This is a genomic window from Collinsella aerofaciens, from assembly GCF_964283865.1.
Classification (GTDB): Bacteria; Actinomycetota; Coriobacteriia; order Coriobacteriales; family Coriobacteriaceae; genus Collinsella.
Genome location: NZ_CAXYLS010000004.1, coordinates 91,167 through 106,587, shown reverse-complemented (window position 1 = coordinate 106,587; position 15,421 = coordinate 91,167). Strand labels below are relative to the sequence as shown.

Annotated in this window: 12 protein-coding genes; 6 read left to right on the top strand and 6 right to left on the bottom strand. The window is 58.4% G+C overall.

Annotated features, from left to right (window positions below):
• The first annotated feature begins 239 nt into the window (after window positions 1-239).
• A complete protein-coding gene (locus ACRX4W_RS04160) occupies window positions 240-1,583 on the top strand; it encodes a bifunctional folylpolyglutamate synthase/dihydrofolate synthase (protein WP_117773596.1) in 1,344 nt (447 codons plus the stop codon).
• 105 nt (window positions 1,584-1,688) lie between these two features.
• Here the strand turns inward: ACRX4W_RS04160 and ACRX4W_RS04155 are convergent, their stop codons facing one another.
• The 4 genes from ACRX4W_RS04155 to ACRX4W_RS04140 all read right to left on the bottom strand — a co-directional run bounded on the left by ACRX4W_RS04155 (window position 1,689) and on the right by ACRX4W_RS04140 (window position 6,270).
• A complete protein-coding gene (locus tag ACRX4W_RS04155) occupies window positions 1,689-2,777 on the bottom strand; it encodes a M24 family metallopeptidase (protein ID WP_432299329.1) in 1,089 nt (362 codons plus the stop codon).
• Between the two features lie 288 nt (window positions 2,778-3,065).
• A complete protein-coding gene (locus ACRX4W_RS04150; RefSeq protein WP_432299327.1) occupies window positions 3,066-3,464 on the bottom strand; it encodes a DUF1667 domain-containing protein in 399 nt (132 codons plus the stop codon).
• Window positions 3,465-3,467: 3 nt separating this feature from the next.
• The gene (locus ACRX4W_RS04145; RefSeq protein ID WP_432299325.1) at window positions 3,468-4,814 is read right to left on the bottom strand and encodes an NAD(P)/FAD-dependent oxidoreductase; all 1,347 of its coding nucleotides are present in this window, start codon (window positions 4,812-4,814) and stop codon (window positions 3,468-3,470) included.
• A gap of 1 nt (window position 4,815) precedes the next feature.
• Window positions 4,816-6,270 (bottom strand): NAD(P)/FAD-dependent oxidoreductase, encoded by a 1,455-nt coding sequence (locus ACRX4W_RS04140; protein ID WP_432299323.1) that lies wholly within the window; start codon window positions 6,268-6,270, stop codon window positions 4,816-4,818.
• Between the two features lie 484 nt (window positions 6,271-6,754).
• On the opposite strand from ACRX4W_RS04140, the gene ACRX4W_RS04135 reads away from it, so the two are divergent.
• The 5 genes from ACRX4W_RS04135 to ACRX4W_RS04115 all read left to right on the top strand — a co-directional run bounded on the left by ACRX4W_RS04135 (window position 6,755) and on the right by ACRX4W_RS04115 (window position 11,587).
• Window positions 6,755-7,186 carry a double zinc ribbon domain-containing protein gene (locus tag ACRX4W_RS04135; RefSeq protein ID WP_055251579.1) on the top strand — a complete coding sequence of 144 codons (432 nt, stop codon included), beginning with the start codon at window positions 6,755-6,757 and terminating at the stop codon, window positions 7,184-7,186.
• A gap of 228 nt (window positions 7,187-7,414) precedes the next feature.
• On the top strand, window positions 7,415-9,178 hold the full coding sequence (gene thrS, locus ACRX4W_RS04130; protein ID WP_432299321.1) for a threonine--tRNA ligase: 1,764 nt from the start codon (window positions 7,415-7,417) through the stop codon (window positions 9,176-9,178).
• 98 nt (window positions 9,179-9,276) lie between these two features.
• On the top strand, window positions 9,277-10,380 hold the full coding sequence (locus tag ACRX4W_RS04125) for a hypothetical protein (protein ID WP_432299319.1): 1,104 nt from the start codon (window positions 9,277-9,279) through the stop codon (window positions 10,378-10,380).
• 92 nt (window positions 10,381-10,472) lie between these two features.
• Window positions 10,473-10,808, top strand: a complete 336-nt coding sequence (locus ACRX4W_RS04120; RefSeq protein WP_117774269.1) for a hypothetical protein — start codon at window positions 10,473-10,475, stop codon at window positions 10,806-10,808.
• Window positions 10,809-10,882: 74 nt separating this feature from the next.
• Complete coding sequence (locus tag ACRX4W_RS04115; RefSeq protein ID WP_117774270.1) at window positions 10,883-11,587, top strand: hypothetical protein; 705 nt, start codon at window positions 10,883-10,885, stop codon at window positions 11,585-11,587.
• A 186-nt stretch (window positions 11,588-11,773) separates the two neighbouring features.
• Here ACRX4W_RS04115 and ACRX4W_RS04110 read toward each other — a convergent pair whose 3' ends face one another.
• Together ACRX4W_RS04110 and ACRX4W_RS04105 are read right to left on the bottom strand one after the other, a co-directional pair.
• Window positions 11,774-13,102, bottom strand: coding sequence for a hypothetical protein (locus tag ACRX4W_RS04110; RefSeq protein ID WP_432299317.1), 1,329 nt, complete (start codon window positions 13,100-13,102; stop codon window positions 11,774-11,776).
• 887 nt (window positions 13,103-13,989) lie between these two features.
• Window positions 13,990-15,372: an RNA/DNA-binding domain-containing protein gene (locus ACRX4W_RS04105; protein WP_117774272.1), complete on the bottom strand. Its 1,383-nt coding sequence runs from the start codon at window positions 15,370-15,372 to the stop codon at window positions 13,990-13,992.
• Window positions 15,373-15,421 lie beyond the last annotated feature (49 nt).

The window sequence follows — 15,421 nt, the reverse complement described above, 5'->3', positions numbered from 1 at the left end:
CGGACAGTCCTGCGCAAGACGGACAGCACATTAAGTGCTGTCCTTTGCGTGCGGAACTTGCGGCGAGCAAAGCATCGGGCCGCTCCTAGTTCGTTTACGTTGTTGTTTGCATCTGGCGTGTTAGGGCCACTGGGTTGTGGCCTTGATCTCGCTGCAAGCGGGTAAAGGCTGATATTGTCAACGTGAGGGGCTCATTCTTTTTGATGGGCCTCTTTTTCTGTTATGGGGGACTTTGGGTTATGGCTAAGCGTTCGGGGTCGTATGTCGTTCCTTTCTCGTTTGAGCTGCTTTCGTTTGATGAGGCTGTGGGACTTGCTGCTGATACGGGGCGGATTTCTGGGGATGCTGGTCCTCTGCTCGAGACGGTTGTCGATATGCTCGATGAGCTGGGACGTCCGGATGAGTATTTCGATTGCATTCAGGTTGCCGGTACCAATGGCAAGACTTCGACCACGCGTTTTTCGGCTGCTATCTTGCGTGGTGAGGGGTTAAAGACCGCGCTGTATACGTCGCCGCAGCTGGTGCGCTATCCCGAGCGCATGGAGGTCGATGGGCGCGTCGTGAGCGATGAGGCCTTTGCCCGTGGCGTTTCCGCCGCTGTTGAGGCGGGACATCGCGTGAATGCCCGTCGTGTGGCGGCGGGGGAGCGTGCCTATGCCATCACGCCGTTTGATCTGCTGACGGCTGCCGCACTTGTCGTGTTTGCCGAGGCCGCGGTGGATGTTGCTGTGCTCGAGGTCGGCATGGGCGGACGCTGGGACGCCACGAGTGCGACCGATCCCGTCGCCGTTGCCATTACGGGCATCGGGCTCGACCATACACGCATTCTGGGAGATACGCTCGAGGCCATTGCGGTGGAGAAGGCTGCGGTTATTAAGCCTGGGCGCCTGGTTGTTTTGGGCGAGGGTACGCATGAGGCAAGTGTTCAGCGCGTGATGGATGCACGTTGTCGCGAGTGCGGCATTGTGCCGCTCGTAGTGAACCATGCCACGACCAAAGTGCCGGAGCACGTGGGCAATACGGTTGAGTTTAGCTGCACCACGCCGCGTGCGATCTATACGTCGAGCATGGTCAAGCCGGCCTATCAGCCGCAGAATGCCGCGTGCGCGATTATGCTGTGCGAGGGGTATCTGGGTCGCGAGCTCGATCATGACAAGCTCGATGCGTCGCTTATGGGCTGCCCCACGCCGGGCCGATTTGATGTGCTGGGAACTGATCCGCTTAAGCTGATTGACGCCTGCCATAACCCTCAGAGCTGCGAGAACTTTGTGAGCGCGCTGGACGAGATCGATCCGTGCGTGGAGAACCGCCCCACGTTGCTGTGTGCCGCGCTGGCCGACAAGGACGTGGCTGGCATCGTCGACGTGCTGATTCCGGCCTTCCCCCGTGTGGTCGTGACGCAGACCGATTCCGATCGCGCCCTGCCGGCAGAGGAGCTCGCCGCCCTTGTGGACGCTGACAAGCTCGCGGGCGTGTACCCCAGCGTATCCGAGGCCCTCGCAGCTTTCGAGGCCGCGGGCGAGCCCTTCGTAGCAGCCGGCACCATTACCCTAGCCGGCGAAGTGGCAGGCTTGCTGCGCTAACCCATCCCCTCATCAGTTGCGGTGAAATAGGGACTGTTTTATGGGCTAGAAGCCTTAAACAGTCCGTATTCCACCGCAACTTCTAGGGGAGCTTTGGTGGCGTGCCTAGTCTAGGCGGACCGGATCGTGGGGGTAGGCGTTGAGAATCTCGACGCCGTTCTCGGTCACCAGGGCCAGGTCCTCGATGCGGACACCGGTGCGGCTGGGGAGGTAGATGCCCGGTTCGATGGAGAACGTCATGCCCGGCTCCACGACCTGCTCGTTGACGAGCGAGACGTCGCCTGGCTCGTGGTCCTGCAGGCCGATCGAGTGTCCCAGGCGATGCGTAAAGTATTCGCCGTAGCCCGCGTCCTCAATCACGTCGCGCGCGGCACGGTCCAGATCGCACATGCGCACGCCCGGCGCGATGAGCGCCTCGGCGGCCTCGTTGGCGCGGCGCACGATATCGTAGATGCGCTCCGTCTCCTCGTCCGGCTCGCCCCAAAAGAATGTACGCGTCATGTCCGAGCAGTAGTTGCAGCGGCGTCCGCCAATGTCGAACAGCACCACGTCGCCACGCTTGAGTACGGTGTCGTCGGGCTCGTGATGCGGATCGCCGGCGTTGGCGCCAAAGCTCACGATGGGCGGAAAGCTAAAGCCCTCGCAGTCGTGCTTGCGGTACAGGCCGAGCATCTGGTCGGCAATTTCGCGCTCCGTTACGCCCTCGTGAACGAGCTTGATGGCGTCGACCATCACGGCGTCGTTGGCGGCCGAGGACATGCGCATGAGCTCCTGCTCGGCGGCATCCTTGTGGGTGCGTGAAGCGGTGACGGCAAAATCGCCTAGGAAAAACTCGCTCGCGGTATGGCGCTCCATAAGGGGCATCAAAAAGCCGGAACGCATGACGGTGTCGATGCCAAGCGGCTTGGTCGGATCGACCTCGCGAGCGATAGCGTCTGTCACGACTTCGGTGTCGGTGTGATAGGCGACGCGGGCATTGTCGTACTCCGGCAACTGATGCAGCGCGTTGACCAAGATCACGGGCTCGTCATCGCGCGCGAGCAGCACACCGCAAAAACGCTCGAACATATCGGCATAAAAGCCGGTCAGATAGTAAATCGACCACGGGTCGTTTACGAGCAGCTGCGCACCGGGGTGCTGAGCCTCGAGCGCATCGAGCACGCGCGCCACGCGCTGGTCATCGACATGTGCCATGAAACATCCTTTCGCTAGGCTGCCACCATGGTATCCCAAGCCCGGCACATAGGGACGTTCCTTTTATGCCGGCACTTCGGGACACTCCTTTGCATCCCATGCGCGCCCTCATAAGTTGCGGTGAAATACGGACTGTTTAGCGGCCTGAAGCCATAAAACAGTCCGTATTTCACCGCAACTGCGGAGGAGGACCGGGTGGATGGCGGGGTAGCTAAAAGAGCTCCGTCCCTAATTAGCTAAAGAGCCCCGTCCCCAATTAGCTAAAGAGCCCCGTCCCCAATTAGCTACTTAGGCTCGGTCGATGTCCATGCTGGCGATGAGGTCGATGTTGGTGTTGAGGAGGTTCTCCAGCACGACGTCGCCCATGCGGATGGGGGCGTTGACGACTAGGCCACGGATGAGGTTCATGGCTTGGGCGTGGAGTGCCAGCGGGATGGCATCGGCGGTGCGCACGGGCAGCAGAGCCTCATCGCCGCCGGATACGGCAACGGTGGTGGTGAGCACGCGCATGGGACAGGTGAGCTCCTGATGCGCGAATTTATCACCGCGCGGGCAGTTGTTGCCGGTTACGGAGCGCACTTCCACCACGGCGCCATTGGCGTCGCGCTCCACCTTTACGGTCAGGAGGCATTCGGATGGGCAGGTCGTGCAGTTGAACTGCAGCGTTTCGATTGCGTTATCGCTCATAGTCTATGCCTCCTCGACGGGATCGACGGACAGGACAATTTCGCTAGCACCCAGGTCGAGCGCTTGTTTGATGACCTTTGCCGGCAGCGGGAAGCTTTCCATGACGCTCGGTTTAAACGCGCGTCCCTTGCCCGCAAACAGTTCCTCGTCGCCTGCCAGAATGCGCACGCGGGCGGCGTCGACGGGCCGGCGCACGCGGAAGTTCAGCTTGGTGAGTGCCACAGTCGTAATGCGTCCCGGCAGCGCGTAGCCCGCGATGCCGGCAGGGGAGACCGAGAGCTCGCAGTCCGGAACGGCGCCCGCGCCGGTCCCCAGCGTGTACGCGGCCGCAGCTGCGCCAGCGCGCTCGGACTCAGTCGTCACGTTGTCGGCCAGGTCGTGCACGTGCAGAACGTTGCCGCAAGCAAAGATGCCTGGTATGCCCGTCTGCAGGCTCTGGTCCACCACGGCGCCGCGTGTGCGTGGGTCAAGCTCTACGCCTGCGGCAACCGAAAGCTCGTTCTCGGGAATCAGGCCCACCGAAAGCAGCAGCGTGTCGCACGGAACAATGCGCTCGGTACCCGGAATGGGCGCCAGGTGCTCGTCGACCTGACTCACCTCGACGGCCTCCACGCGATCGTGCCCGATCACGCGCGTCACGGTAGTGGACAGGTGCAGCGGAATACCAAAATCGTCCAGGCAGTTCTTCACATTGCGGCGCAGACCGTTGGCGTACGGCATGAGCTCGTACACGCCCTCGACCGAAATCCCTTCGAGCGTGCAGCGACGTGCCATGATGAGCCCGATATCGCCCGAACCCAAAATGACGGCGCGCGAGCCGGGTTTGAGATTTTCGATATTGATGTATCGCTGCGCCAGGCCGGCCGTAAACACGCCGGCGGGACGGCTACCGGGAATCTTGATCTCGCTGCGGGTGCGCTCGCGGCATCCCATGGCAAGGACGACCGCGCGTCCGGTGAGCCGCATCATGCCGGTGGGGCTCATGAGCGTGACGGTATGGACCGCGGTGTCTTCCGCAGGCTCGCCTGTATCAATCCCAATCACCATGCTGTTCAGGAACAGCGCAATGTCGGTTGCGTGCACCTGGTCGATGAAGCGCTGCGCGTACTCGGGACCGGTGAGCTCCTGTTTAAAGTGCGACAGGCCAAAGCCGGGGTGGATGCATTGGCGGAGGATGCCGCCCAGGTGCTGCTCGCGCTCCACGATGGCCACGCGCGCTCCGGCCTTATGCGCGGCCAGCGCGGCCGCTATGCCGGCGGGGCCGCCGCCGATAACGACCACGTCGAAGGCTTGCGTTTGTACGGCTTCTACGACGCCGCAATCAATCGCGCTCGATTTGAATTTCGCCATCCTAACGCACCCCCTTCAGCGGTCCCTCAACCAGCCAAGATCCGGCGTCCTCCAGTAATACCTCGCTGGGGTCGCAGTCCAGCTCTCGGGCAAGAATCGCCACCACACGGCTCTGGCAAAAGCCACTTTGGCACCGACCCATGCCGGCGCGGCAGCGGCGCTTGACGCCCTCCACCGAAACCGCGCCCGGCTGGCGTCGGATCGCGGCCACGATCTCGGCTTCGGGCACCTTCTCGCAGCGGCAGACGATCTGTCCCCACGCGGGATCGGACTCGATCAGCTCCTCCTTGCGCGCCAGCGGTGCGCGGCCAAAGTCGTCCGGCGCGCGGCGAATTGAGTTCCAGTCCGCCCGCTCGTGCAGCTCCACGCCCGCCTCACGCATCACAAGCTCCATGCGCTCGGCAATGGCCGGCGCGCTTGCCACGCCCGGCGACTGAATGCCCGCCGCCTGGAACAGCCCCGGCACCACGGCCGACTGTCCAATAAAGAAGTCGTTCGTTCCCTGAATGACCGGACGCCCGCCGGCAAATGCACGCACCACGCGACGCGTATCCAGATCGGGCACCAGCTTGTGCGCACCGGTCAGGAGTGCGTTGACATCGGCAGCGTAGGTCTGCGTGTCGCCCGGCTCGCGCACAGCGGCGGTCGCGGTAATCACGGTGTTGCCGTGCACGGTACCCGTTACGATAACGCCCTTGGACACCGGCGTCGGCACGGGGTAGAGCGGCATGAGCGTGCGCGGCTCCTTTTCCAGCACCACGATGTTGCCCTGACGCCAGACCATCTGGAACTCCTCGGCGCCTGCCATATGCGAGATGTCTGCGGCGCCGTTGCCCGCGGCGTTGATCAGGTAGCGGCAGCGCACGTTGCTAGCGGGGGTCGCCAGCGTAAAGCGCGCGTCGTCGCCCGAGCCCGCGACTTCAATCGCTTCCACCGGCGCAGACCGCATAAACGTCACCCCGTTGGCCACGGCGTTCTCCAGTGCGGCGATGGCAACCTCAAACGGGTCGACAAAACCGGTCGAAGGGCACCACAACGCGCATGTTGCATCGGCACTGGCGCGCGGCTCCAGCTCGTGGATGCGGTCGGGTCCGACAATCGACAGTTCGGGTACGCCGTTGACAAGGCCGTTGCTGCGCAGCTGCTCCAGATGCGCGCGGTCCTCGTCGTTAAAGCCCAACACCATCGACCCGGTGCGGCGGAACAAAAATCCCAGCTCCTGGGCCCACGTGCCATATAGCTCGCAGCCGCGGGCGTTGACCTGCGCCTTTACGGTTCCCGGAGCCGGATCGTAGCCGGCGTGAACCAGGCCGCCGTTGGCCTTCGAGGCGCCCAGCGCAATGTCGTTGGCCGCCTCGACCACGCATATGGACAGGTCATAGCGCGCGAGCTGCCGCGCGATGGCGCACCCGGTGATGCCGGCGCCCACAATCGCGATATCAAACGTTTCTGCCACGGTGCCTCCCAGACGAGTTGACAGGCTGTCAATAAGACTATCCTACGGTCTGCACACTCCCAGCGCGGCGGCAATGCGGTGAACAGCCCCGCAACACCCGCCAACGGCAGAAAAGGGGAGACGTGGCAACGTCGACAACCTCGTCCGCCGACAACTACGGCAACCTTTCGTCTCAATCTGTAACAGCTAGCTGACGATTTTGGTTCTAGATGCTACAGATCAAGACAAACCTTCAGGCGGATTTTGAATGTCTCGATCTGTAACAGTAAGAGGGGTTTTGGGGCCCAAGATGTTACAGATCGAGATTGAAGTCGGGGAGGGGCCCTGTGTCTCAATCTGTAACACCTAGACCCGGATTTCGCCTCCACCTGTTACAGATTGAGATGTTTGTGTCCGCGCCAGCCCCGTACCCAGCCGTGGTCCCATATAAACAAACCCCGTGGTAAACTTGACCGGACTGTTAATATTCCGAAAGGTACCCGTAATGTCCAAGTACATCTCCGAGCTCATGTCGCCGCAGCTTATGGGCGTCGTCTATGCCTTTGTTGGCTTTATCATCGCCCTGTATGTGCTGTCGGTCGTCTATGTGTTCATCGATGCTCGCCGCCGCGGCGCCAGCGCCTACGTGGCATGGGGCATCATCGCCCTCATCCCGTTTGTGGGTCTCATTGCCTACCTGGTTCTGCGCCCGCACTCCTACGCATCCGACCGCGAGGAGCAGGAGCTGGACATGGCCCTGCGCGAGCGTCAGCTTGCCCAGTACGGCACCTGCCCGCAGTGCGGCGCGCCCATCGAGAAGGACTTCGTCGTCTGCCCGGTGTGCGATACCCAGGTTCGCAACGTGTGTCCCAGCTGCCATCGCCCGCTCGATGCGCACTGGAAGGTCTGCCCCTACTGCCGAACTCGCATCCAGTAACGCATCCATCGCCGGGCCTGCCGCAAGCCACGGGCACCGTGCGTCCCGCGTAAGCCACGCGCGCAACCCGCCCCACACGATGAAGCATGCGTAGAAAATCGCCCGCCGTGCCATTAAGGTGCGGCGGGCGCTTGTATACCAAGGCAACCTGCCTATAATGATGCAAGTTAAAACGCCGAGCGCATCGCACGCACTTGCATCAGGCATCCGAGAGGAGAAAACATACCCATGAAGGCACTCTACAATGACGGTTCGGTGGCCGAGCTCCCGCAGGACGAGGTCACGCACGTCATCCGCCACTCTGCCGCGCATATCATGGCGCAGGCCATCAAGCGCCTGTACCCCGAGGCCGACTTTGCCTACGGTCCCGCGACCGACAACGGCTTCTACTACGACGTCGACCTGCCCGAGGGCGTCAAGATCAGCGAGGACGACTTCCCCGCGATCGAGGCCGAGATGAAAAAGATCGTCAAGGAGAACCTCAAGTTCACCGTCTTTGAGAAGCCCCGCGCCGAGGCCATCGCCCTTATGGAGGAGCGCGGCGAGAAGTACAAGGTCGAGCACATCGGCGACCTGGACGACGACGCCCGTATCACCTTCTACCAGCAGGGCGACTACATCGACATGTGCGTCGGCCCCCATATCTGCTACACCAAGGCGCTGAAGGCCTTTAAGCTTACCGGCGTCTCGGGCGCTTACTGGAAGGGCGACAAGGACAACAAGATGCTCACCCGCATCAACGGTGTCGCCTTTGCCACCAAGGAAGAGCTCGACGAGCACATGCACATGCTGGAGGAGGCCAAGAAGCGCGACCACCGCAAGATCGGCCGCGAGATGGACCTCTTTATGATGCGCGACGAGGCCCCCGGCTTCCCGTTCTTCCTGCCCAACGGCATGATCCTTAAGAACACGCTGCTGGACTACTGGCGCGAGATTCACCACAAGGCCGGCTACGTGGAGATCTCCACGCCGCTCATCATGAACAAGCAGCTGTGGAAGACCTCGGGCCACTGGGACCACTACAAGGACAACATGTACTCCACCGCCATCGACGACGAAGAGTACTGCATTAAGCCCATGAACTGCCCTGGCGGTGTGCTGGTGTACGCCTCCAAGCCGCACTCCTACCGCGAGCTGCCCATCCGCGCCGGCGAGATTGGCCTGGTGCACCGCCACGAGCTGCGCGGCGCCCTGCACGGCCTGTTCCGCGTGCGCTGCTTTAACCAGGACGACGCTCACCTGTTTGTGCGTCCCGACCAGCTGACCGACGAGATCGTGGGCGTGGTTAACCTCATCGACTCCGTGTACCAGAAGTTTGGCTTTAAGTACCACGTTGAGCTTTCCACCCGCCCCGAGGACTCCATGGGCTCGGACGAGGACTGGGCGCGCGCCGAGGAGGGCCTGCGCACCGCTCTGGAGAAGCTCGGCATGGATTACGAGGTCAACGAGGGCGACGGCGCCTTCTACGGCCCCAAGATCGACTTCCACCTGGAGGACTCGCTCGGCCGTACCTGGCAGTGCGGTACCGTGCAGCTCGACTTCCAGATGCCGCTCAACTTTGATCTGGAGTACGTGGACGCCGACGGCACCAAGAAGCGCCCTATCATGCTGCACCGCGTATGCTTTGGCTCCATCGAGCGCTTCATCGGTATTCTGATTGAGCACTTTGCGGGCAAGTTCCCCACCTGGCTGGCTCCCGTGCAGGTCAAGGCACTTCCGGTCTCTGAGAAGAGCCGCGACTACGCCCACGAGGTCTGCGCCAAGCTTGAGGAGGCCGGCATTCGCGTGGTCTGCGACGACCGCGACGAGAAGATCGGCTACAAGATCCGCGAGGCTCGCAGCATCGACCGCGTGCCCTACATGCTCATCCTGGGCGAGAAGGAGGTCGAGGCCGGCAACATCTCCGTCCGCGACCGCTCCAACGAGACCGTTCAGATGAGCGTTGACGAGTTTGTGGCCAAGGTGCTCGAGGAGATCAAGACCCGCGCTTAAGGTAAACTTCACAACAATTTACAAAGGCGACCGTCCACATAGGGCGGTCGCCTTTTTTCATGCCCAAATAAGAAAAGCCGCTGGTCGAGCGGCTTTTTTTGTTGCACAAAAAGGTACGCAATATCGCTTCGTCGCCCTCGACGATCCCTGTCCCGTACGAAGCACTTGATCATCTTGCTGAAACCATCGGCAGGAAGGTCCTTAGAAACGAGCTGGGCGCGGTGATCGACGTGAGTGACCATCCGGCCCTGTTTGACTATCTTGATTTGCTAGCAATAAAGAACGGGCCCGACAAGGAGGAGCTCGACGAAATTCTCGCAAGACTCGATGACGGCAGAACGCATCTCTGCTTGGAAGATTTGGAGATAGTCGAGCCAAAGCATCCTGGCTATATCCTCAAATATGCTTCTTGGCTTTCCGAACATATACACAATGATGGGGTTTGGCGGTTTTTCGGCAACTGCGGAGACGAAAAGCGCGTCTCCGCTCTAGATTCGTACTTCGAATCCAATCCCTCACCGGCCGTCAACCTGTATTTTCTCGCACTTGAAGGATATCCTACTTTCGACTATAACCTCGCTTTCCTACGCTGCCTTTTACGCCTTGACAGCTCAATGATTGACCGTTTTTTGGAGTACGTTGCCAACCTCGACTACCGACAAAGGCACGATCTCCTGCGAAGAATCAGCTCGTTTTGGACCGTCCAGGATGATCATGCCTGGAATCTGCTGAAAGCAATGATCGATGAAGCGCTGAGCGAACCACTCGGCAGGCTTGAAATAGCCGTTTTGTTTCCCGTTCATGACGCAAATGCGCTCTCGAGCGATATTTTTTGGGAGCGCTTGGAATATACCATCCGCGAAAGGATCGCCGACGCAAATAGCCTCGATAGAATTAGCTGGGCCTTGTCCGATTGCAATGACGAGACGAGGATTAGGGCTATCACCCTCATTCTGACGCTCGATAAAGACGGGATATCGATCAACCATTTGGATCTCCGTCGATCTTCAATGAGCGGGTCCCCTGAAAAAGGCTTTATTCCAGCAAAGCTCAAGGAGATTGAGGCGATTGACTCGATTGCTGCTCAGCTGCCCGCAGGTGTTGCATATTTAAAACACAGAGAATGGCTGTCAAAAGTGAAGTCATCAATTGAAAGAGACATCGAAGACGAAAAGTGGAGGCTATTCCACGGCAGGCAGTAATCGACTTTAACACCTAGAATTAGGAAAAGCCTCGGGGCTCCTGCCTAGCCCTTCGACCTGCACTGCGTGCAGAAGACGGTCGAGGGCGAACCGTGGTGCAGCTCCATGAGCTCGAGCTGCATCGCCCTGAACAGGTCCTCGGGCTTGTTCAGCAGCCGCTCGTCGATGTTTGTGTCAACGGCCTACTGAATACTGTTCAGTTTTACGCTACCACTGACAGCGAGGTCGAAGTGGCTCGTTGCTATTTCGAAGCCGCGCGCGCGGCGCGGAAGGGCGGCGTGGACCCCGAGGCCACTGCCTACAAGCTCGACAAGATGATTTGGTTGCTCTGCACAAGCGACTTTTACCTCGAAGGGGGTCTAAAGCTCTTTTCAACCAATGCACTTGTTGAATCGAACCTGAGCGCTTATTCGGGGGATGGCATTTAAATCGGAGCCACTTTCAGAAAAGCGGCGCTGCAAACGCATGCCAAAACTGGCAAATTATTATGAAAGGTAATCTTATGGCAAACGCAGAGGAATCAACTAAGGCCGGTCTATCGCGCTTGCAAGACGACGCAAGGCCGACTATTTGCAGCGACTCTCTCGAACTTATTTCGAATATCGCAGAGGTTGGCCTGGACGAAATTCTCCAAAACGAGTTCTTGAAGGACATCCCCGTCATCTCAAGCCTAGTGAGCATCTACAAAATCGGAAACAATATCCACAATGCGCATCTGCTGAAGAAGTATGCGTGTTTCCTCGATGAGTTCAACCGCGACTCTTTTGAAAATGGCTCATGGAACAAGTACAAGCAATACTTTGAAGAGTCAAATAGGAAGCGCGATATTGAGTACCTGCTTATCCTGCTCGAAAGATACATTGAGGAGGACAAAGCGCGGCGACTAGCAAAGATTTATGAGGCCTACCTAGATAAAGAAATTAGCTGGGACGATCTTCGTTTGTTTGCAGAGACTTTGGACAGATTTCTACCTGGAGACTACGAAATGCTTCGAGAAAAGGAAACTTTTCAGACGCTCAGAGGCAGAGATGCAGAAGTTCTTCTTCGATTAACCGGACTGGGATTGCTGATTGAGGATATCCATCGGCAGCAGTGGGACGTAGTAGATACGACGCTCATCTTCGACGATCCCGACGAAATTGAGAAAGAAGAAAGGGTTTATCGTAGGACCGAATTTGGAAACAGGATGGTATCTATACTTGGCTAGCTACTGCAGACAGCAATCTGAGCGCGCTCTTGTCGTCTTGGTTAAACTGCTCGGATCTACCAGTGATTTTTACTGCATTAGGCATTCGTAAAGGGAATCGGTTCTTCACGATTCGCATCCTTTCTAGTGCTGCCTTTATTTAATGATCGAGATATGCTCGGCGACTGCGGTGTTCTGCCCCTTAGGTTACAGACGGTTGTTTCTATTGAGCTTCCAGAGGAAATACATGGGGTTCTCTTTTGCCTTGGCTTCTCGCAAGAAATCTGCGGATTGAGATGCAACGGCCCCTATGCCGGCAGCCCCGAGGAAGGCCATGGCATCAGAAGGTGATGCGATTCCGTATTGCCCCAATGTAAAGCTCGCAATTCCGATAGCGGCTTCAATGCCTGCGGAGGTGACTAATCGGGATCGCTCGTTTTTCATCACTAAAGATATCTTGTGAAGCTCGGGCTCAATTAGGTTGTTCTTCAGGTCAGCTAATGTCGAGGTGTCGATGGGCCTTTCGCTCAGGCCTTTGGACAAGGTATCCCTAAACACAAGAAACGACTCTTCGTTTCTAATGCGGCAATCAAGGATGCTACGCAACGTTGCATTTTCAGCAATGGGGAGGGGGCAAGATAACCGGCGAATGGGTATGGTCTGATCTTTTCGAGGATAAAGGGTGGAAGTTGCGGACTCGAGGAACTCAATCTGAGCTGGACGAGTGGTTAAATACGAGCTATTCGAAAAATAGGGATTGACGAGGGCTTGAAAGCAATCGTCCAACAATGGCAGTAGGATAGTCAAGATGCTGCCTTTCTCCAGCATGTCTCTATCCAATCGCGTTTCGCCTTGGCTTGCATAGAGCGATTCGTATTCAGACGGGATTACCAGGAAATCGACATCCATCTCATCATGGGACCCATATGCATCCATTCCCTCAATCGCTACATACAGATTCCCATCTGGTGCTTGTTTTAAAGTGCACGAGGTAGAGGAACAGAATTGTCGTACGAGTTCATCCCAATAACTCGATATCAATCCTTTTGCTTTTGATTCTCTTTCGATTTGTCGCGCTAGGCAATCTTTGCAAAGAGGAATGTAATTGCTCGAAAATCCGAGTATTCCAGCTTTGACTATGTCTTCGACTCGCATGGTCAAATAGATCCCGAATGCAAGTTCATCGACTGAGACATAATCATCGTGCCCCATTTCGAATGCCGATTCTATAGGGCAATGAATCAGTGTTTTATCTGCATACAATGCTGAGAACTTTGCCAAATGGTAAATGTTTTGCTCTCGACAGGCATAGTCAGTGCAGGGGAATTTGCCTCCTTCAAGGGTGGAGTCAACAGAAAAATTGAACAGGGATTGATTTTCGATTTTTTCGATTGGGATAAGGGGTGCAAGGCCCCTAATAAAGGCGTCGAACCTCCTTTGCCCCAGTTCTTCTAGGTACGCAATTATTTCGGCAAGAGAGCTGTTCTTGAATGCGGCTAGATAAGAATAAAGGTCATCGTATGCATGAGTCGCCATTTCGCTCACCTACACTTTCGGAAAGAGTTTTGCGTCGTTATTTCCGAGGCGTCGTTGGGCTCGCAATCGACTCTAGTGTGCAGCTGCTTCTCGACGTACTCCCTCATGTTCTGCCTCCACATGTAACTAATTGATTTGCTATGTGCCATTATGAATGGTATATAGCAAATCAATTAGTTACATTTAATGGAGCATTGCGAGCGTGGCGCGCGCAAAGAAGAGTCGTTGTATGGAGGCTTCCGGCAACGGCCTTTTGTACGTCCGTGACTGTTGGGTGCTATCGCGGATGACGTCATTGTTGCCTGCACTCTCGATCCAAGGATGTAATTACGGAAGTGCGGGGAAAATCGAGAACCTTCGAGCACAACGCGATTTTTAGCACCAAAACCGCAGTTCGCGGAAGCGAAAACTGGGGCCTGGTTAGCATTTCTTCGATTTTCCCCGCACTTCCGAATTTGACCCCTTGCCGCACCTTGATCACGTCTTCAAGTGGCTGGTTCATCGCTAATGGAGTTTTCTGCGGTGCTTGAATTGCGGTGTTGTGATTAGGGCAAAAGGCTCTTGGCTCCGGGGAGGCTCATCGCACGAAAATTCAAGTTGCTGCTGAAGTAGGGCTTGCTTCGGCAGCGCTAACAATAAGGGCGGCTCTGCTAGTCTCGGGAGACCGCGGCATTCGGCGGGCCTGCCGAATGCCGCGATCAGTAGCGGTCAGTAGCGGTCAGTATATTCTTCGGAGCCGTTTCTCTGGGCTTCGGCGGACTTGCCAACTCGCGCTTGGGCACTACTCAGTAGATTACTCAGCAGTGCCCAGTAGATTACTCAGTAGTGCCCAGCAGGGGGAGGGCAGCAAACGCAATGGGCCTGTTTCCCGGCTAGGACCTGCAGCCTCAAACTTCGCTTGGCATCCTGTAGAACTGGTGCGGGTCTTTCGGGCTTTTCCCTACCCATTCCAACAGGCCTCGCCCGGCAAGGTCTTTCAGAGTCTTCGAGGCCGTTTTCCTACCGACATTGGACTCCCGCGCGAGGTCGGAGGTCGTGATTTTCCCCTGAGCGGCGGCAATTGCCATCGCTGCTCGTTCGCGCTCGCTGAGGAGCGGTCGGTTGTCGGCCGCGGTTCTCCTGAAGGCCGCTTTCTGTAACCCAGGACGCTCGAAGACGACGACGGTGCTGTTGACGGTCTGCTCGAAGCGGAACCTCACGCCGGCTGCCTCGCAGGCCTCCTTGATGCGCGGTATGCCCGTGCCGTACTGCTCGATGACGCCGGCGCGGAACAGGGTGCGCGCGATCGCGGGGTTTCGGAGGCCGAACTCGCTCGCGGTACCGTCTAGGTGCTCTTGCGGCGAGTCGCCCTCGGGGAACAGGCCCGGGCTCACGATCTGGACGGTGTCCATGAACACGTTGACCTCGACGGCGGTGCCGGTGGTGTAGTCGCGGTGGCACAGCGCGTTGGCAACCGCCTCGCGGATGGCCTCGGCCGGGATCTCGGGGATCTCCTTGCGGTACATGCCCGTCTCGCCGATGACGAACTCGCGCCTGATGTTCGACGTCACGAAGTACTCGGCGAAGTCGAGCAGCTTGAGCATGGTGCCGCACTCGCGGCGCAGGTCGAGGATCTTGGCCTTGGTGTTGCCGCCCAGAAGCCCCAGCTTCATCCTGGGGTAGGTGTCGGATCCCTCGCAGAACAGCTCCACCGCGGCGTTTCTTAGGCTGCCGTCGGGCGCGACGAGGTCGAGCCTTGCCAAGGTGTCCTCCACGCCGGCGAACCCGCCGCCCACGCGTCCGGCCCTGCCGCCGCGCGCGACGAAGTCACGCACCGCCTGCTCGTCGGCGTCGGAGACGGGCCTGCCGGACGGCAGCGAGTCCCACGGGCTACGGGCGCGCTCACGCTTGACGACCATGGCGCTCAGCTCCGAGGCCGACAGCGCTTTGTTCGAAGTCCCCACGCGGGTGAAGTAGCGTCCGTCGGCGGAGTAGGGGGCGTCGGCACCTGAGAAGGCAATTTTGATGTATCGCAGCCCATCATCGGCGTCGAGGCACTCGACCGTCGGGAACACCGCGGGCTCGATCTTGTCGGACACCCACGACGTCACCTGGCGCAGCGTTGCGTCGCTGACATCCTGGCCGATGACATCGCCGTTGTCCTTCACGCCGAAGTAGAGCTCGCCGCGGCCGTGCTTGTTCAGCATGGCGCTGATGGCTTGCAGTGCTTCTTTATGCTCGCCAGTGGACTTCTTGAACTCGACGGTCTCGCTCTCGCTGCCCAGGTTCATCCGCGCTGCCTTTCCCGTTCGTTGCTTGTCTCGTTGGATTATACCGTGG